This window comes from Aquimarina sp. AU119 (assembly GCF_900312735.1).
GTDB classification, from domain to species: domain Bacteria; phylum Bacteroidota; class Bacteroidia; order Flavobacteriales; family Flavobacteriaceae; genus Aquimarina; species Aquimarina algiphila.
Genome location: NZ_OMPF01000004.1, coordinates 119,433 through 139,805, shown reverse-complemented (window position 1 = coordinate 139,805; position 20,373 = coordinate 119,433). Strand labels below are relative to the sequence as shown.

The following is a 20,373-nucleotide window of genomic DNA, read 5'->3' as shown; positions in this document are numbered from 1 at the left end:
TTTAAAACATTACAATGAGAGCATTTATTTTAGAAACAATATACGAGTGGAGTAAAAAACCGTATCAAAAATGGTTTAAAAACCAACCTTCATGGGATATTCCTATAAAAGCTTTAATCCAATATCCTAAAGAAAGCCTGGGGTTTCATCTGGGTTGTTTTATGCTGCAACATGATTTTAGTCCACAACCAAAATTAGAGAATCATGATGTTTTTCATGTATTAACCAATACAGGAGTGTCTGTACCAGAAGAGATTTCAATGCAATATTATCTTTTAGGAAATGGAAAAAGGAGCATATATCTTATTTCTGTAATTTTTCTTGGTACTCTACTCTATCCAGATAAATTCCAATTGTTTAGTAAAGCATATAAAAAAGGGAAAGCTGCATATACTTTTTACCAACTTGATTATAAAAAACTTTTACATCAACCTATACAAAACTTACAAACCACGTTTTTAATATCGAAAGTATGAAAATAGCACAGCGTATTAATAAAATTGCAATCATCATAGCTATTACAAGCTTTATTTTAGGAACCATACTCTTATTATACTATAGTATCACTCAACATCGTGAAACCATAGAAATAGGCATGCTCTATGTTCAGATCACATTTGTCATAAACGCAATAGTACTCATCACACTTATTTTAAATGCCATAATCAACTACAAACGCTATAAAGAAAACCTAATAACAATATTATTAATCTCTTTAAACATTCCGATTGTATATGTATATATAATGATTGCAGAGGTTATCTATTTTGGCTAACAATCACATCAACATATTCAAAATTTATAAATCACATTTTAACATCAGTACTATGAGAATTATACAACCTATTAATAAAAAAGCATTGGCAATAGCAACGATAAGTTTTCTTTTAGGGACTATCTTATTACTATTCTACCTGATTTCACAATCCAGCATAGTTGCAGACATAGGATTCTTCTATGTTATCATAGCAACCGTCTTAAACAGCATCACTTTTATAGGGCTAATTACCAATGCTATGATTAATTATCAATATTATAGAGAGAACCTGACCACAATCCTTTTAGTCATTCTCAATATCCCAGTCACGTTGGGATATATCACTATTGCTATCAATAATCCTTTACAAAACTTTTTTGCATCATGAATACTATTTATAAAGAACTACCTTTTATTAAAGGTTTTATAACTGCAGTAACCTTCAGTTTTGTACTCTTACTTACCAGAATTATAAAAACCGATTCTTCGTTCTATCTTTTCCTGGTTTGGAATCTCTTTTTGGCTTGTATCCCTTATGGTATCACAATCCTCATTAGTTTAGGCAAAACAAACCGTTTTGTGTTCTGGTTAGGTTTTATAATCTGGTTACTCTTTTTGCCTAATTCACCATATATACTTACCGATCTACAGCATATTAGATTAAGCACTTTGCAATCAGTATGGTTCGATGTTTTATTGATACTTTCTTTTGCCATTAACGGGTTAATTATTGGTTTCGCTTCATTATGGATGATGCAGACATTACTTAGGGAAAAGTTTTCAAAAACAACTACCAATATTATTACCTATCTGATTTTACTGCTTTGCGGTTTCGGAATTTACCTGGGAAGAGTTTTAAGGTGGAATAGCTGGGATGTATTACAGGATCCTACCGGAATTTTATCTGATGTTTTAAAACGAATTATATTCCCATCTCAACATATTAATACCTGGGCATTTACAATTGGTTTTGGCGGTTTTTTAATCATCACATATCGATGTATACAATACTATCAAGAAAAAAATAATTAAAAACAAACACTATAAATTTTATACTTATGGAAAATCAAAAACAAAAAAAGTCTTTTGGGCAATGGCTCAAAACTTCAATAACGGTTAGAATGTTAATGGTTGGAATACTAATACTAGTATTATTAATTCCACTATCCTACATCAAAAACTTAATTCAGGAACGAGCCTATAGACAAGAAGAAGTGGTTAAGGAAATTAATCAAAAATGGGGAAATGAGGTGTTATTATATGGCCCGGTACTTAAAGTACCATATCAAATACACACCCTTAAAAAAACCTGGGATGACAAAACTAAATCGTATTCAGAAGAAGATATCATCACTATACAGCATGCATTTTTTTTCCCAAACACATTAAATATAGAAAGCAATATAGAGTCGGAAACTCTTGGAAGAAGCATTTATGAATCTGTTGTATATACTGCTGATATGAAAATAAAAGGCTCTTTTACCACTCCTAATTTTGAAACACAAGATATTGCTGAATCTGATATCCTCTGGAATAAAACTACAGTGATTATTAACTCTACAAATCTAAAAGGAATTAAAAGTAACCTGGAATTAAAACTAGGAGTCGAAAGCTATCCTTTAAGATCCAGATATACCCAAAATTCATACACCAATACTTTAGAAACTAAATTCTTAAAAGAAAATTCATTACCAAAAGAAAATGCAATTGACTTTAGTCTCGATCTAATCATTAATGGTAGTGAACAATTACGATTTATTCCTGTTGGTAGAGAAACTAATGTTTCTATGACTTCAAATTGGGCTTCTCCAAGTTTTAACGGTAACTATTTGCCAAATCCAAAAACCAAAGAAATTTCACAGAGCGGGTTTAATGCAAATTGGAAAGTACTACAAATTAATCGGGAGTTTGAACAAGAGTTTTTTGGAGAATTACCACAGATTAATTCCTCTGCTTTTGGAGTAAAATTACTTATCCCTGTCGATGAATATCAAAAAAGTGAGCGTGCTACCAAATATGGATACCTGGTTATTGCACTAACCTTTTTAGTATTTTTTCTAATTCAGACGATAAGTAAAATCCATATACATCCTTTTCAATACCTTATGATTGGATTAGCGCTATCTATGTTCTACACGCTATTAATTTCGATTTCAGAACATTCGAGTTTTCTACAAGCATATGCGATAGGAGGCGTTTCTGTAATCCTCCTTATTTCTATGTATTCTAAGGCAATACTCAAAAGTTTTAAGTTTATGGGATTCATAGCCGCTTCATTAATCGCATTGTATACTTTCATATTTGTTATCATACAATTAGAAAACTATGCTCTACTTGTAGGAAGTATTGGGTTATTCCTGATTTTGGGGACAATAATGATGGTATCTCGAAAAATCGATTGGGGTAATGATTAGTAATTAAAATATGAATACCCGATTTTAGTTAGTTGTAAAAAGTCGTACTTCAAATTTTTGAGGTGCGGCTTTTTTATCTACTTTTAGCTCTTATAAAAGAATCGTTCCAAAAACAATCAGTATCCAATTTATGAATGAACTTAGTTTTAGAACGCATTTGACTTTTTAAACACAAATTCAAAACAGATGAGAAAAAGCATTTATATTCTAAGTTTCGCATGTGCTGCACTAAGTATATTTTCGTGTAAAACAGATACTGAAAATAATCAAAACCTGGTTAAAGAAATCCCTTTTACTAAAGAAGGAGAACTTTCTTTATTTGACCTCAAAGATTCTATCCCAAGCCCTATTGTAAAATTAGACATCGAATTTGCAGAAAATGAATACCAAATTCAAACGGGGTTGATGTATCGTAAATCTATGGAAGACAAACAAGGAATGTTATTTATATTTCCTGAAGAAGCTCCAAGATCTTTCTATATGAAAAACACTAAATTTTCGTTGGATATTATTTTTATCGATAGCAACAACAAAGTAGTGAGTATTCAAAAAAATGCACAACCATTGAATGAATCTTCATTACCTTCTGAAGGTCCTGCACAATACGTACTTGAAGTAAATGCAAAACTAACCGATACCTGGAATCTTAAAAAAGGAGACTCTATTTCTTTTCAAAAATTCTAAAAACATAATCTTTTTTATTATCCTATGTTTAAAATAGCTCTCAAAATAATCATTATTCTATGTATTGTTATGCACACTTGTGCTCAAGAAAAAAAGACAAATACAGAAAACTTAATTAGAGAAAATATTGAGAGGCTTACAAAGAATCAAAGCTACTATTATGATAAAGGAGAATATGAACGATTTAAGCTATATACAGATTCAATTTTACATATTGCAAAGAAAAACAATTTACAAGAAATTGAAATCGATGCTATTACAAGGTTAGGAATTTACCATAAAAAGAAAGCTGAATATGACAAGGCATTACTATACTACTTAGAATCCCTAAAACTAGTTAATTTAATACCAGAAAGCTACAAAAGACGCACTGTTATTTTGATTAATTTAGGTAATACCTATAACGAAATAGGAAACCGCGAAAAGGCAAAAAAAGCATTTAAAGAAGCTCTTGACTATGTCAATAATCATGGAGGCCCTAGTATATATAGAATGGCAATTTATGTAGGTCTGGGAGAGTTATCTGCAGCAAACAACAACTATAAAAAGTCATTAGAATATTTTGAAAAATCCAAAAAAATTGGAGAAGAACTTAAACGTAATGATATCATCATTTCTGCTCTTAATAGCATAGCAGATAATTATTACCAACTAAAAGAATATGAACTATCACTAAAAAATAGTCAAGACGCACTAGCGCTTAATGACAACAATATATCCAAGGAACTTATAGCATCAACTCACTATAATATAGGTAGTGCCCTAATAAAACTTAATCGTTTAGAGGACGCAGAACAACCTCTCCAAATCGCCTTAGGGTTAGCTTTTACTTATGAATACAGAAAAACCGAAATGTATGTTCATCAAAAATTAGCATACATTTATACTAAGTTAGGAAAACTTGAAAAGGCAATTAATCATCAAAAAGGTTATGATCATAAAAAAGGATTATATCTATCATCATTATCTGAAGCAAAACAGTTAGAATTAGAAATAGAACTTAAGAAGTTAGAAGAAGATTTAGCTGGTCTATCAGAAGAAAAGAATTTCTTCATCATATCAGGTATTATTGTCTTTCTGCTATTATCCGGAGTCTTGTTTTACTATTTAAAAAAGAGTAGAAAATTTAAACAAGAAACACGAGAATTAAAGGAAGACAGAATGCTTTTGAAAAATGAAAACGAAACTCTTAAGATTAAAATCTATAAACTGGCACAACAAAACATTTCTTCTTTAGTCCAAAAAAACACTAACACACACGCATATCAAAACTCTTCTTTAACTCAAGAAGATCGAGAGAAATATCTACAGAAAATTCTGGATTATATGGAAAAAGAAAAACCATATCTTAATTTTGAGATTAAGCAATCCGATTTAGCAAAAGAGCTTTCAATGAGTGTTCATCAATTTTCTGAGGTATTGAACGTTTGTCTAAAAAAGAACTTTAATAACTTTATTAATCTATATCGAATTAATGAAGCAAAAAGCTTAATGAAGAAAAATAAATATGAAAATTATAAAATCCTTGCAATCGCATACGATGCAGGCTTTAATAGTAAGACATCATTTAACAGAGCTTTTAAACAATTAGTTGGCAAAACTCCATCAGAATATCGCGAGAAATCTTTAAAAGATCTTACATTATAAAGAATCCCCTTCTTTTAAAAATAAAAAATCCGTTCTGATTACTCAAAACGGATTTTTTAAATTATAATAACAAAAGATTACTTTTTCTTTTCTTCTTCTTTTGGTTCTTTTGTTTTTAAACCAACTTTACTTACCGTATCAAACATTATTGGTGTTGCTATAAATAAAGAGGAATACGTACCAACCAGTACCCCAATAATAAGAGAGAACATAAACCCTCTTAATGGTACTGCAAATATAAAGATTGCCACAAGTACTAATAAAGTCGTTAACGATGTATTAAGCGTACGACTCAATGTACTATTCAAAGCTCCGTTTACATTTTTATTTAATGGCCAGGTAGTATGTTCATTGAAGAATTCTCTAATTCTATCAAACACAACCACCGTATCATTTAATGAATACCCAATTACTGTTAGTATAGCTGCAATAAATGCTTGGTCAATTTCCATATTAAACGGCATAAACTTATACGTAAGCGAGAAGATACCAAGTACGATTAATACATCATGGAATACTGCTGCTACGGCACCTAAACTAAACTGCCATCTTCTAAATCTTAATAAGATATATAAGAATACTACGATCAATGATCCTAAAACAGACCAAAAAGCAGCTTGCTTAATATCATCAGCAATAGTAGGTCCAACTTTCATAGAAGACATTATACCTACTTGTTTATCCTTATCTCCATTAGCAAATTGATCATACGTCAAACCATCTGTTAAATATGGCTTTAAAGATTCGTAAAGCTTATTTGCAATTTCAGCGTCTATTTCTTCACCAGTTTCATCTACTTTATATTTTGTTGTGATTTTCAATTGGTTGTTTGATCCGTATGTTTTTGCTTGTGCACTTTCGAATGTTGCTACAAGATCTTTCTCTACATCTGTAGGAACTACATCATTAGCAAAACGAACTGTATACGTTCTTCCTCCTACAAAATCAACTCCGTAATCCAAACTTTGAGTCACTAAAGACCCAATACCTACTAAAATCATAATTCCTGATATTACATAAGCAATCTTACGTTTCTTCAAGAAATCGATATTAATATTTTTAAATAAGTTCTTTGTAGCCCCTGTAGAGAACGCTAATTCTTTACCATTTTTACCGTATCCATTAATAAATAATCGAGTTACAAAAATTGCAGTAAACAAAGAGGTTAAAATACCTATTAGTAAGGTGGTAGCAAATCCTTTTATTGGCCCTGTACCTATTACTAATAAAATCAAACCTGTAAGACCAGTAGTAATATTAGCATCTAGTATTGATGATAATGCATTACTAAAACCATCTTTTATGGCATCTGCCTGAGATTTTCCTTTAGCTAATTCTTCCCTGATTCTTTCGAATATAAGTACGTTTGCATCAACCGACATACCAATAGTTAATACAATACCAGCGATACCAGGAAGTGTTAACACTGCTTTTAATCCTGCAAGAACTCCGAAGATAAATAAGATATTTACTACTAACGCTACATCTGCAAAAGCACCTGCCTTACCATAATAGAATATCATCCAGATCAGAATAAGCACTAATGCAATTGCAAAAGACATGATCCCACTATCAATAGCTTCCTGTCCAAGAGAAGGTCCAACTATTTCTGACTGAATAATATCTGCAGAAGCTGGTAATTTACCAGCTCTTAGCACATTGGCTAAATCCTGACCTTCTTCGATAGAGAAATCACCTGTAATCTCACTTCTACCTCCACTAATTGCTCCAGAAGTTACTCCCGGCGCAGAATATACAACATCATCAAGTACAACGGCAATCTGACTTTGTTGACTAAATGCCCGACCAGTCATTTCTTCCCACTTCTTAGCACCTTTACCATCCATCTGCATAGTTACCGTTACTGCTCCAAGTTGGTTATATTCTTGTCTTGCATCTGTAATAACACCCCCGCTTAACTCAGGATCATTATCACGATTTCCTTTAATTACATATAAATCTAAAAGTTCTGAATCTTTAGAAGGCTTTCCCCATGCAAATTTTGCATAACGTTGTTCTACAGGCAATAACGCTCTAACTTTTGAATCGTTAAGATAGGCCATAAATTGATCAGCATTCTTTTGCTCTACTGATACGATAACCGGACCACCTTGTCTTCCTTGTACCGCAATTAAATCAAATAATGGGTTAACCTGTGCTGCAATGTCAGTCGAATCCTCTGCATCCTCTAATAATTCATCAATAGCTGCATCTGCATCTGTTTTTGTAGAATCTACCTGAGTAGTATCTACTTCTGTAGTATCAGCAACTACTTCGTTTGTTTCTTCAACTCCAGCTTTTGCTTTTTCTACTTTATCTGCTTCTTCCTTTAAAAGATTATTGGCAGAAAATAAGAAAGGAAATATTTCTTCTGACTTATATACATCCCAAAACTCAAGTTGAGCAGTACTTGTCACTAAACTTCTAACTCTATCAATATCTCTGGCACCAGGAAGCTCAACTAAGATACGACCAGACTCTCCTAAACGTTGAATATTAGGTTGTGTTACCCCAAATTTATCAATACGTTTACGTAATACTTCGAAAGCAGATGCTACAGATTCATCTATTTTTTTTCTTAAAACCGGCTTAACCTGATCATTGGTCATGTCATAAGTGATATCATCACTTAGGTTTTTATTCGCAAAAATATCAGGAGATGCTAATTTAGCATCTGGGATTTTTTCAAACTCTGAAAAGAAATCCTCTATGTATGTATTCTGACTATTTTTTTGCAATTCATCTGTAGCCAGTAATGCCTGATTAAATGATGGATCTTTAGTTTTATTAGCAAGTCCACTTAAAATATCTTTTACAGAAATTTGAAGGATAACATTTATACCTCCCTCAAGGTCAAGCCCTTTATTAAGTTCTTTATCCTTTGCATCATTATACGTAATACCAGCAAAAATTTCTTCTTTACCAATAGAATCTAAATAATTACGTTCTGCAGCTTCTCTTAACTCAGAATAGCCTTCTCCATCATCGGGATACTTTTGCTGTGCATAAACCTCAGCTTCTTTTTCTTTTGTGTAGCTCAAATACGTATACGATAATTGGTATACACATACCAATCCGAATAAAATTGCAAATGCTCTAACAAGTCCTTTATTTTGCATTATTTATTTATTTAGGTCAAACCTTTTAAAATTAGGTAATTATAAAATTCACCTCCTGCGATCTGACAATTGTTTTTAATGATTTAAAATATGATGTGATTAAGCTTTATCACACTAGTGATAAGCTATACTTAAAAATTAAAATAACTTCTAAGAGTTATGAATTACTCTTCGTTTTTAACTTTTAAAAATACGGGTAGTCTTCAGGAGTTTTTAAAATGCTAAACTCCAATTAAGAAATTGGTCCAGCTCTTACTTCAGGAGTATTACGAGAAGTATTATCTATTGCTATTGCAATATTTGTATTGATCTTTTGGGCTACTTTTACAAGCCTATTGATATGATCAATATCAATTATTGCAATAAAACTATATGTATTATCACCAGAATATCCATCACGCTCATGTTTTATTTCTAAAACATATTTACCATTAAAGTCAGCATTAGAATCTGTACTTTTTTGGATTTCATAAACATCGAGGTTATAGTCTTTTGAATTTTGATCTAAAGGAAATTGCTTGTCATTTTTATTTTCATTTTGATCATAAAAAACATGATCCAACGCTACATTTTGTTCTTCTGAAAGTACTCTCTTTATATACTCTACATCTGCATCGCTATAATATGCGATTTTGAGCTTACCATCTTTTAGTCCCTTAGAAATTCTGGTATTTTTCACTCCAATGGATTGCAATTGTTTCTTTACAATTGTTATCGCATTTTGAGCTTCTTTAGAAGTAACCTCAATATCAACAAATTCTAATACAATTTCCTGATTAGGTACTACGGTTTGCTGCTGAATAACAACAAGTGTTGCCAATGCAGTGATTAAAATCGCGAAGTACCATTTTTTCTTCATTCGGCAAATATAAAAAAATTAAAACTTCATTTCTTAAGTCTTTAAATAAATATCTATTTTAATTTTTCTACATCCATATTAACTACTGTCATCATAGGAATGGATCCTGACTCTAAAACAGCAGCAAAATCCTGTGCTTCTTCAACCGTAAAGTTTCCTGTAATTTGCGACATACCCCCTATTATTGGTCCTGACATAACCCCTGGAGCACTATATACCAAATCATTAATAACTATGGCTATCTGAAACCTTTCCTGAAAGGCTCTACCGGTTAGATCTTCCCATACTCTAGCCCCTTCTTCGTTCATTTCTATAGTAACCGTTGGTCTTGCTAATTGATCAAATTCCTGACGTGCCTGATTAATAACTTTTCCGGTTAAAGCAGGTTTAACTTGCTTATTTAACTTCAGGGCATAAAGAGGCAATTCTTCTATACCTTTTTCTTTTCTTCCCCATAAAAATTTAACAAATCGTCTTTGCGCGGGAAGAGAGGATTCTGCTCCTTTTAAAGACAAATAGGTTCGTACTAAAGCCGTATCTTTTTCTGACACATTAAAAAGTACTGAACCTCCTTCATAGCCTTGACTTTTAACTAAATCAAACAATGGGTTTTCATCTTCTTTATCTTTTTTCAATATATCATTTACATTCATCATAAAACTCATCATTTCTTCCATCTGATACGTTTCATAAAAATCCAGCCTACCCTGGTTGGTTACTAAATTCTTAATTCGTTCTGAATCATGATGAGTTTTCAAATCAATAGCAATCTGATGGCCATTAGTCACTTTCTCTACATTAAAATCTCTAGAAACCTTACTAATTCTTTTCTTTAGCACTTCGACAATAGCATTAGTTTCTATATCAGATTGCTGATTACTATCAAATCCTAAGGTTATCTTAATCACTTTATCTGGTTGTGGTCCAAAATTACAAGAGCTCACACTTATAGATAAAAGACTCACAAGTATTCCTTTTAAAAATATCATATACATAAGTACTATTATATTAAACAATAAGAGCTGCATAAAGCAGCTCTTATCAAATTTTATATTACATGGGTTATTAAAGTTCTAACAATCCATTAGTTTTCTTAACACCTTCTGCACTTTCTACCATTTTGCTTTTTTCTGCATCACTCAAATCGATCTCTACGATATTTTCTATACCATTTCTACCTAATACTACAGGTACACCAATACAAAGATCATTTAATCCATACTCTCCTTCTAACAACGTTGAGCAAGGGAAAATTTTCTTTTGATCACAAGCAATTGCTTGAACTAGTCCTGATACAGCAGCTCCAGGAGCATACCATGCAGATGTGCCTAATAATTTAGTAAGTGTTGCTCCACCAACTTTAGTATCTGCTGCTACTTGCTCTAATCTATCTTCTGCAATAAACTCTGAAACTGGAACACTATTTCTAGTTGCCAATCTTGTTAATGGCACCATTCCTTTATCACTATGTCCGCCAATTACCATTCCATCAACATCAGAGATAGGAGCACCAAGTGCTTCTGCTAATCTATATTTGAAACGAGCACTATCCAATGCCCCACCCATTCCTATAATTCTACTTTTAGGAAGATTAGTAGTTTTATGCACTAAATATGTCATCGTATCCATTGGGTTACTTACAACGATAATAATTGTATTTGGAGAGTGTTCTATTAAGCTAGAAGATACTGATTTTACAATTCCTGCATTAATACCAATTAATTCTTCACGAGTCATTCCCGGTTTACGTGGGATTCCTGAAGTTATCACAACAATATCACTTCCTGCAGTTTTAGAATAATCTCCTGTAGTACCTGTGATTTTAGTATCAAATCCGTTTAAAGATGCGGTTTGCATAAGATCCATTGCTTTACCTTCTGCATATCCTTCTTTAATATCTAACAATACTACTTCTGAAGCAAAATCTTTAATTGCTATATATTCGGCACAACTTGCACCCACTGCACCAGCACCTACTACTGTAACTTTCATGGTATTTTTTTTTGATTGTAATTAAACATATTTGTTTCGCGAAAATACGAATTCTTTAACGAATTCATTAACAAATAGTATGTTAATTACCAGCCAAAATTAAGCCCTAGAGAAAGGTTATTATAGTTCTGTAATGTGTAATCTAAATTAGCCTTAAAAACACCATATTGGACTTTTGCACCAATAGTTGCTTTAATTCCGTTTGTTCTACTTTTAACACTTATAGGATCCGTAACGGTTTCAGAAGCTAAGGGGCCATTTTGTATCTGGTATGTCCCTAATAAATCGGCATCACTGGAGCCAAAATAATACCCTAAACCACCATAAAAATTTAAAACAGGTAATTTGGTAGAAACAATACTTGTAAGTAACCAAGAATTTGTATTTAACCGAACTTCCTGATCTACTCCGTCAATACCACTATCCACTATATCATAAAAGCCTTTAATATTTGTATACCCCAATAAAGCCGAAAGTCGCACAGGCCATCTTTTTAATGGATAAACCCAATCAGTAAATTCATGTTGAAAACCAACTCCATATAACTGTATCTCTGCGTCTTCTACCGCTTTTATTCTTGGTAAAAACCGCAATTTAATTTCTGTACTTTTTATTAACCCCAAAGATCCTTGAATAAAACCACTTGGTAAAGAATTAATTTCTGCATTCCCAATACCATCAGGCAAAACCACTTCTAAAGCAGAAGCCTGACCAGGGTTTACTATGACGACAATATCTTCTTGATTTGTTCCCAACGCATTAGCCACTACCTGACTTACTTGTCCTGAACTAAAGGCCAGATTCTCATAATCCAATACATTTAAAATAAAAGATTGTTTCTCTTCTCTGACAAAAGACAGATTACCTACTATACCTACTTCAAAATGCCATAATTTTTTGACTTTTGCAGTATTATACCATCCATTCGATGTTGCATTTATGAGTGACTCTCCTGCCGAAGCAAAATAATCATCACTAAAGCGTTGTGCATTCTCTATTCCTATCTCGAGAATTTGATCAATATCTGTTTGTGAAGTAGCTGTATGACCGAGAAGTAATGCTAGTAGTAAAGCACATTTTTTCATAAGATTTGGGTTTAATAGGCTCTGCAATATAGAAAAAACGTTAATAAATCCATAAAAAAAACCGCCATACAAATATATGGCGGTTTTTTAATATCATATCAAAACACTAATTATGCATCAATATTTGCATAAACAGCGTTCTTTTCTATAAACTCTCTACGCGGTGGAACCTCATCTCCCATAAGCATAGAGAAAATTCTATCTGCTTCTGTAAGATTATCAATGGTTACTTGTCTCATAGTTCTATATTCTGGGTTCATCGTCGTATCCCATAACTGTTCTGCATTCATCTCCCCAAGACCTTTATAACGTTGTATTTTTGAATTTTCTCCAAATTCTTTTACAATCATATCACGCTGATCATCATTCCAGGCATATTGCTTTTTGGCTCCTTTTTTCACTAAGTATAAAGGTGGCGCAGCAATATAAATATGCCCTGCTTCAATTAATTCTTTCATATAACGGAAAAAGAATGTCAAAATTAATGTAGAGATATGACTACCATCGACATCTGCATCACACATAATCACGATCTTATGATAACGTAATTTTGAAAGATTTAATGCTTTACTATCTTCTTCTGTACCTATCGTTACTCCTAATGCTGTAAATATATTTTTGATTTCTTCATTTTCAAAAACTTTATGATGCATTGCTTTTTCAACATTCAATATTTTTCCACGTAACGGAAGAATAGCCTGAAACATACGATCACGTCCTTGTTTTGCCGTTCCTCCTGCAGAATCTCCCTCGACTAGAAACACCTCACACAATGCAGGATCTTGCTCTGAGCAATCTGAAAGTTTACCAGGCAACCCTCCTATACTCATCACCGACTTACGCTGTACCATCTCACGTGCTTTTTTAGCAGCGTGACGTGCTTGCGCAGCAAGAATTACCTTCTGTACAATGGTTTTTGCATCATTAGGATTTTCTTCAAGATAATTTTCTAACATCTCAGAAACAGCTTGTGACACCGCAGAAGTCACCTCTCTATTCCCCAACTTGGTTTTTGTCTGACCTTCAAATTGTGGTTCCTGAACTTTTACCGATACAATTGCAGTTAATCCTTCACGAAAATCATCTCCTGCAATTTCAAACTTTAGCTTATCTAATAACCCAGAGGCATCTGCATACTTTTTAAGTGTAGAAGTAAGACCTCTTCTAAACCCTGAAAGATGAGTTCCTCCTTCATGGGTATTTATATTATTTACATAAGAATGTAGATTCTCTGCATATGAGTCGTTATAAATCATCGCAACTTCTACTGGGATGTTATTCTTTTCTCCCTCCATAGAAATCACATCAGCAATAATAGAACTGCGGCTTGTATCCAAAAACCTAACAAACTCTTTTAATCCTTCTTCAGAGTGAAAAGTTTCTGAAACATTATTCCCTTCTTCATCTTGGTGACGCTTATCGGTTAAAGTAATAGTTATCCCTTTATTAAGGTATGCCAATTCTCGCATACGACTCGCCAAAGTATCATAATTATACTCTAATGTTTGCTGAAAAATTGTTGGATCAGGTCTAAAAGTAACTACTGTACCATTAAAATCTGTATCTCCTGTTGATTTAACCGGATAAAGAGGCTTTCCTTTCTCATATTCCTGCTCCCAAACTTTTCCATCTTTATGAACAATAGCATGCAAATGATCTGATAAAGCGTTAACACAAGAAACTCCTACTCCATGAAGTCCTCCAGATACCTTATAAGAATCTTTATCGAATTTCCCTCCTGCACCAATCTTGGTCATTACAACCTCTAAGGCAGAAACTCCTTCTTTTTTATGAATTCCAACAGGAATACCACGACCATTATCTCTTGTCGTAATAGAATTATCTTCATTTATGGTTACCTGTATAGAATCACAGTACCCAGCTAATGCTTCATCGATAGAATTATCAACAACTTCATATACTAAATGATGTAATCCTCGAGACCCTACATCACCAATATACATGGATGGTCGCATTCTAACATGCTCCATTCCCTCGAGTGCTTGAATACTATCTGCCGAGTAATTCTTCTTATTAGCTTCTTCGCTCATAAAATCCCTTAATTAATTATTTTATTTTTTTGACAACAAACAAAGATAAAAAAACAGTAAAAGGATAAAAGGGTTTTATCAAAGATGATTTAAAGAGTTATCAACAATTAGTTAAGAATAGTACCAGAAAAATAAAAAATGCTCTTAAAACTGATAAAAACAGCCTTAAATTGAATTTAAGATTATAATAACATTTTAAAGCCTTTTCTGATTTAATAACCTAGACACTTCAAAATGAATACAATACATTAATTCACTATTACGCCTACAAAACTCAAAGAAAAGACATAAAAGATAATTCTAAGTAAATTTCCTTTTAAATAATAAAGCCCCAAGAAATTCTTCTCAGGGCTTTACATCTCAATTAACTCAACTTCTAGTTAGTAATAAAAATAAATTGTATGTTTATTGCACGACTTCTTCGGCTTCATAGGCCTCTTCGTGTACGTTAGCTACTGCTCGGCCACTTGGATCATTCATATTTTTAAAAGCTTCATCCCACTCTAATGCTATTTTTGTACTACATGCTACCGATGGCTCCTGAGGCACACTCATAGCTGCAGCATCACTAGGAAAATGCCCTTCAAAAATTGAACGATAATAGAATTCTTCTTTATTCTGGGGAGTTTGAATCGGGAACCTAAAGTGCGCATTTGCCATTTGTTCATCCGTTACTTCTGTTTCAACTACTTCTTTTAAAGTATCTATCCAACTATATCCAACCCCATCAGAAAACTGTTCTTTTTGTCTCCAAGCCACACTTTCTGGTAAATATGACTCAAAAGCCTTACGAATAACCCATTTCTCCATTCGTTCTCCATTAATCATTTTATCTTTTGGATTAATTCTCATGGCCACATCCATGAATTCTTTATCTAAAAATGGTACACGTCCTTCGATCCCCCATGCGGCAAGTGATTTATTTGCACGCAAGCAATCATACATATGAAGTTTATCAAGTTTACGCACAGTCTCCTCATGAAATTCTCTAGCATTTGGTGCTTTATGAAAATAAAGATATCCTCCAAAAATCTCATCAGCTCCTTCTCCAGAAAGTACCATTTTCACCCCCATTGACTTAATAACTCTAGCCATCAAATACATTGGAGTCGACGCCCTAATTGTTGTTATATCGTAGGTTTCTAAATTATAAATAACATCTTTTATAGCGTCAAGGCCTTCTTGTATTGTAAATTTAATTTCGTGATGAACGGTACCAATATGATCTGCCACTTTTTGTGCTGCCTCAAGATCTGGAGATCCTTCTAATCCAACAGAAAAAGAATGTAATTTTGGCCACCAGGCATCTTTTACATCATCTGATTCTATTCGTTTTTCTGCATATTTTTTTGCAATAGCTGAAGTAACCGAAGAATCTAATCCACCAGACAACAATACTCCATAAGGAACATCAGACATTAATTGTCTATGAACAGCTGCTTCAAGCGCATCTCTAAGCTCATCAATACTTGTTTGATTTTCCTTTACAGCTTCATAGTCTTCCCAGTCTCTTACATACCATTTTTTCAATTCTCCCTCTTCACCAGACAAGTAATGCCCAGGAGGAAACAATTCTATTTTTGTACATACTCCTTCTAGAGCTTTTAATTCTGAACCTATATAAAAGCTACCATTTTGGTCCCATCCCATATATAAAGGAATAATACCCATATGATCTCTTGATATAAGGTATGTGTTTTTCTCCACATCATACAAAGCAAATGCAAAAATACCGTTCAGATCATCTAAAAAATCAGCACCTTTTTCCTTATATAAAGCTAATATCACTTCACAATCTGACTCTGTCTGAAAATTATATTTTCCTTCGAATTGCTTACGAATCTCTCTATGATTATAAATTTCTCCATTAGCAGCAAGCACTAACTTCTTATCTTCACTAAAAAGAGGTTGTTTACCAGACACCGGATCAACAATTGCCAATCTCTCATGCGCCAATATCGCATGTTCATTTGAATATATCCCACTCCAATCCGGACCTCTATGACGAATTTTTTTTGACATCTCCAGTAATTGAGGTCTTAAAACCTCTGAATCTTGCTTTAAATCAAAAGCACAAACAATTCCACACATATTCTTCTTTTTCTATGATTTGAGAAGTCAAAGATGTACTTATAGTTACATTATAAAAACAATAAAGCTTAAATAGACTACAAATTATAACTAAAAAAACACTATAACCATAAAAATGAAACAAATATTAAGCAATACCTTTATAAATACTATCAAACTGTCACCAACAACATTTAACACAATTTATAGATACGATTAACATTTCGCTTGTAAGTTCGAGTATATCTTTACGTCTGTCATAAAAACAAAAATCACTCTTATGAAAAAATCAATCTTATTAGTTGCAATTATGTTGATAGGAACATTATCAACTGTAAATGCTCAAAAATTTGCTGGGTTACAAAAAAGCCCTACCGACATTTCTTATGCAAAGAAAGACCGAAGTGCTAAACCAGAAATCAAAGTTGTATATAGTCGCCCACAAAAAAAAGGTCGTCAAATTTTTGGTAATTTAGCCGCTTACGACAAGGTTTGGAGAACTGGTGCTGATGAAGCTACAGAAATTAAATTCTTTCAGGATGTAAAAATGGGAGATAAAACTGTTAAGGCAGGTACATATTCATTATTTACAATACCTGGAGAGAAGGAATGGACTATAATTCTAAATTCTGACCTAGACAGCTGGGGAGCATATACTTATGATGAAAGCAAAGATGTTGCAAGAATTAAGGTTCCGGCTGCAAGTGGAGAGGAATTAGAAGTATTTTCTATAGCTTTCAAAAAAGTTGACAAAGGGTACCATATGGTTATGGGATGGGACAAAGCTCGGGTAGAAGTTCCTTTTTACCTATAAACAAGAAACTTAGAGTTTAAAAAAACCAATAAAAAAATAGCATGAAACTTCGGACGTTTCATGCTATTTTTTACCTCATATAGTATTTGTTGATACTAATGATTCCCCCAACAGAGATTAGATATTATCTCCTCTCTTTTTTTAGTTATCTGTGGATAGCGTGACCAGACGCTCCAGGTAACTCTTTTAGAAAATCCATTACGACTCTAAAAGTTAATCTAAATTTCGTGTAAAATAGCCCCATATGTTATTTTTAAATTAATTAAATACTACATAAATATAACACCAATATGATGTGATTTCAATAATTATTTATGCATTTTAGATATAAATCAAGATTTTATCGATAACAAACACAAAAATCTCAATTCTAGTACTTTCCATTCTAATCAGCTTGTTATTTTTTACTAGGAAAATGGGGTAATTTCCCCCTAATTTCATTTTGTAATTAACAAACTATTCTTTTTAATTTCCAAAAATTGTCCCTCAACAATTTTAAAAAAATTATCTGTGGATTGCATTACTGCAAGCCGATGGCAATTGCTTTAAAAAAGCTTTTAATGCCTTTACATCTATAACCAAAATACCGTAAAATAGCCTCATAATCTTTTGATTTATAATTTGTTGTACAAAGATAACACTCATCTCATTTGAGATAAAAAAATTAACACTTCTCAAACAAGGTTTTTAGATATAAAGCATTTTAGAAACGACGTGAGGTATAAAAATGAACTATCAACCGCTTTATTTTAAAGAAATTTCCCACACATAAAAGTTGTATTTAAGGGGTTTTCTCCCCCTTTTTGATTCTTTAAAACTAGTAATTAAACCCCCTCAGATTTACAAAAAAGCCATATGATATATCAATACCGGTCAGCTATTTCTAAATACTATTATTTCCCCTTCATTACAAATATAAAAAAAGAGACTATACACCGCTGGGGGACAGTCTCTTTTTTTTATGTTTTTTTCAAATATTTCAATGTCTAAAAAGTAGTCTTCATCACTTTCGCATCACATAAGCAGATGCTCTCGGAAGATCTTTCAAGAATTTAATAATGTTTTTAAAAATAAGCCCTTTAAAAGTAAAAAATGTCCCCATATGTGATTCATTAAATATTAATTCTCAATCAATTTAATTAAAGACATTAAAAAATACAAGATTTTTGTTAAATAATTAACAGATTTCCAGAGACATACAAGAATAAGTACTTCAAAAAAATAAACCTAAATAGGTTTTTTACTTTTCAAATAAATAAGAGATTGTTTTATTTAAACAATCTCTTATTAAAGGTTCAAAACATATGACAATGCATAATATGAAAACATACTCATATTAATTTCTTATTATTTATACATCGCGTATCGTGAAGCTCCTGGTAGTTCTTTTAAAAAACTAATGACAACATTAAAGTTTAATCCGAAAATAGTAGTAAAATATTTCATAACATCCTGATTTTTAATTACACTTACAAATTTATAGGATATACACTCTTGTAACCGCAAAAAATCGCTGGTTAATCAAAAAGGCAGATTAAACCGGCATTTACTTTCGACGAAAGGTAATTTCGTCTTTTTTATTATTTAATTAAGTCATGATGTTTTGTATAACACATATACTTGATTATGGAATATTAAGATACTTATGGGTCTGCAGAGAAACCTTCCATTTTGGGTTTTTCATAACATAATCCACTATCATTGGAATCATTTTTTCGCGAACGCTCCATTCTGGTTGAAGATATAATATACAGTGATCAGAAACCTTAGCAGCTTGTTCTTCTGCAAAAGCAAAATCACTTTTATTATAGACAATGCACTTTAATTCATGGGCTTTTTGATAAATCTCTTCTTTAGGAAGTTTTACTTTCTTGGGGGAAAGACAAATCCAATCCCATTCTCCTGTCAAAGCATAAGCTCCAGAAGTTTCTATATGAGTTTTTGCTCCTCTATCTCTAAGGCCCTGGGTTAACAAACTCATATCCCATGTTAAAGGTTCACCACCAGTAACAACTACTACATCACTATATTTCAAAGAATTTTCTATAATTAAGCCTGTATCTGTAGGAGGATGCAGGTCAGCGTTCCAACTCTCTTTTACATCACACCAATGACATCCAACATCACAACCGCCTATTCTAACAAAATATGCTGCTGTTCCTTTATGAAAACCTTCCCCTTGTATGGTATAAAACTCTTCCATTAAAGGAAGCATCTTACCATCATTCACCAATTTTTGTACACTCTCTTGCATAAGGCTGCAAAGGTACATAAGATAAAAGAATTATAAGACAAAACTATAAATCGAATATTATAACAAAATTATTGCTTTACTGCTATGCATTCTATTTCTATTTTGGCGCCAACAGCTAAACCTTTTGCAGCAAAAGTAGTTCGTGCAGGTTTCTGCGGAAAATATGTTTTATATACTTCATTAAAGGAAGAAAAATCTTCAATGTCTGCTAATATCACAGTACACTTCACAACATCTTCCATTTTCATACCGTGTTCTTTTAGAACCGCTTTAATATTTTCTAAAGTTTGTTTGGTTTCTGCCGTCACTCCCCCCTCTACTAACTTTCTTACACCATGATCCATACCGACTTGTCCTGAAAGAAAAAACAAGTTCCCTACCTGAACAGCATCAGAAAAAGGAGCATTTGATTTTTTAGGCTCATGGGTTTTATGAAAAATTACAGTATCTGAAGATGTTGAAGAATCAGTACCACAACCTACTAAGAATACAAAGAGGCAGGTAATTGCTATTATTTTTTTCATGAATTAAAGTATAATAAAGTTTAGTAATACGATTTACTTTCATTAAAAGTAACTTATAATTTTAATAGAAAAGTTAAGATTCCTATTTTTATGAAAAATTACA

General features: G+C 32.5%; 17 protein-coding genes. 8 read left to right on the top strand and 9 right to left on the bottom strand.

All coding sequences use genetic code 11. The features are described from left to right. Positions 1-14: 14 nt before the first annotated feature. The 7 genes from DK442_RS05225 to DK442_RS05195 all read left to right on the top strand — a co-directional run bounded on the left by DK442_RS05225 (position 15) and on the right by DK442_RS05195 (position 5,502). Positions 15-476: a Coq4 family protein gene (locus tag DK442_RS05225; protein WP_109434809.1), complete on the top strand. Its 462-nt coding sequence runs from the start codon at positions 15-17 to the stop codon at positions 474-476. After that, the gene (locus tag DK442_RS05220; protein ID WP_109434808.1) at positions 473-775 is read left to right on the top strand and encodes a hypothetical protein; all 303 of its coding nucleotides are present in this window, start codon (positions 473-475) and stop codon (positions 773-775) included. Before DK442_RS05225 ends, DK442_RS05220 begins: the two co-directional genes overlap by 4 nt. Before the next feature lie 52 nt (positions 776-827). Next, positions 828-1,145, top strand: coding sequence for a hypothetical protein (locus DK442_RS05215; protein ID WP_109434807.1), 318 nt, complete (start codon positions 828-830; stop codon positions 1,143-1,145). Then, positions 1,142-1,789, top strand: a complete 648-nt coding sequence (locus tag DK442_RS05210) for a DUF1361 domain-containing protein (protein ID WP_109434806.1) — start codon at positions 1,142-1,144, stop codon at positions 1,787-1,789. Before DK442_RS05215 ends, DK442_RS05210 begins: the two co-directional genes overlap by 4 nt. A gap of 26 nt (positions 1,790-1,815) precedes the next feature. Next, positions 1,816-3,171 carry a cell envelope integrity protein CreD gene (gene creD, locus DK442_RS05205; RefSeq protein WP_109434805.1) on the top strand — a complete coding sequence of 452 codons (1,356 nt, stop codon included), beginning with the start codon at positions 1,816-1,818 and terminating at the stop codon, positions 3,169-3,171. Between the two features lie 186 nt (positions 3,172-3,357). Then, positions 3,358-3,855 (top strand): DUF192 domain-containing protein, encoded by a 498-nt coding sequence (locus tag DK442_RS05200; RefSeq protein ID WP_109434804.1) that lies wholly within the window; start codon positions 3,358-3,360, stop codon positions 3,853-3,855. 24 nt (positions 3,856-3,879) lie between these two features. Next, a complete protein-coding gene (locus DK442_RS05195) occupies positions 3,880-5,502 on the top strand; it encodes a tetratricopeptide repeat protein (RefSeq protein ID WP_109434803.1) in 1,623 nt (540 codons plus the stop codon). A gap of 77 nt (positions 5,503-5,579) precedes the next feature. Here the strand turns inward: DK442_RS05195 and secDF are convergent, their stop codons facing one another. The 7 genes from secDF to asnB form a co-directional block, all read right to left on the bottom strand. Further along, positions 5,580-8,621 carry a protein translocase subunit SecDF gene (gene secDF, locus DK442_RS05190; protein ID WP_109434802.1) on the bottom strand — a complete coding sequence of 1,014 codons (3,042 nt, stop codon included), beginning with the start codon at positions 8,619-8,621 and terminating at the stop codon, positions 5,580-5,582. A 232-nt stretch (positions 8,622-8,853) separates the two neighbouring features. Beyond that, the gene (locus DK442_RS05185) at positions 8,854-9,480 is read right to left on the bottom strand and encodes a hypothetical protein (RefSeq protein ID WP_109434801.1); all 627 of its coding nucleotides are present in this window, start codon (positions 9,478-9,480) and stop codon (positions 8,854-8,856) included. Positions 9,481-9,533: 53 nt separating this feature from the next. After that, entirely contained in the window at positions 9,534-10,469 is a 936-nt protein-coding gene (locus DK442_RS05180) for a hypothetical protein (RefSeq protein ID WP_160114056.1), read from the bottom strand. Positions 10,470-10,545: 76 nt separating this feature from the next. Beyond that, positions 10,546-11,472, bottom strand: coding sequence for a malate dehydrogenase (gene mdh, locus DK442_RS05175; protein WP_109434799.1), 927 nt, complete (start codon positions 11,470-11,472; stop codon positions 10,546-10,548). Between the two features lie 86 nt (positions 11,473-11,558). Beyond that, positions 11,559-12,557 carry a DUF6588 family protein gene (locus tag DK442_RS05170; protein ID WP_109434798.1) on the bottom strand — a complete coding sequence of 333 codons (999 nt, stop codon included), beginning with the start codon at positions 12,555-12,557 and terminating at the stop codon, positions 11,559-11,561. Between the two features lie 110 nt (positions 12,558-12,667). Then, positions 12,668-14,608 carry a DNA topoisomerase (ATP-hydrolyzing) subunit B gene (gyrB, locus tag DK442_RS05165; RefSeq protein ID WP_109434797.1) on the bottom strand — a complete coding sequence of 647 codons (1,941 nt, stop codon included), beginning with the start codon at positions 14,606-14,608 and terminating at the stop codon, positions 12,668-12,670. Between the two features lie 405 nt (positions 14,609-15,013). Next, the gene (asnB, locus tag DK442_RS05160) at positions 15,014-16,699 is read right to left on the bottom strand and encodes an asparagine synthase B (RefSeq protein WP_109434796.1); all 1,686 of its coding nucleotides are present in this window, start codon (positions 16,697-16,699) and stop codon (positions 15,014-15,016) included. 259 nt (positions 16,700-16,958) lie between these two features. On the opposite strand from asnB, the gene DK442_RS05155 reads away from it, so the two are divergent. After that, the gene (locus DK442_RS05155) at positions 16,959-17,492 is read left to right on the top strand and encodes a DUF2911 domain-containing protein (RefSeq protein WP_109434795.1); all 534 of its coding nucleotides are present in this window, start codon (positions 16,959-16,961) and stop codon (positions 17,490-17,492) included. 1,624 nt (positions 17,493-19,116) lie between these two features. Here the strand turns inward: DK442_RS05155 and DK442_RS05150 are convergent. After that, positions 19,117-19,764, bottom strand: coding sequence for a 7-carboxy-7-deazaguanine synthase QueE (locus tag DK442_RS05150; RefSeq protein ID WP_235010909.1), 648 nt, complete (start codon positions 19,762-19,764; stop codon positions 19,117-19,119). A 50-nt stretch (positions 19,765-19,814) separates the two neighbouring features. Then, positions 19,815-20,270 carry a RidA family protein gene (locus tag DK442_RS05145; RefSeq protein ID WP_109434793.1) on the bottom strand — a complete coding sequence of 152 codons (456 nt, stop codon included), beginning with the start codon at positions 20,268-20,270 and terminating at the stop codon, positions 19,815-19,817. Between the last annotated feature and the right edge of the window lie 103 nt (positions 20,271-20,373).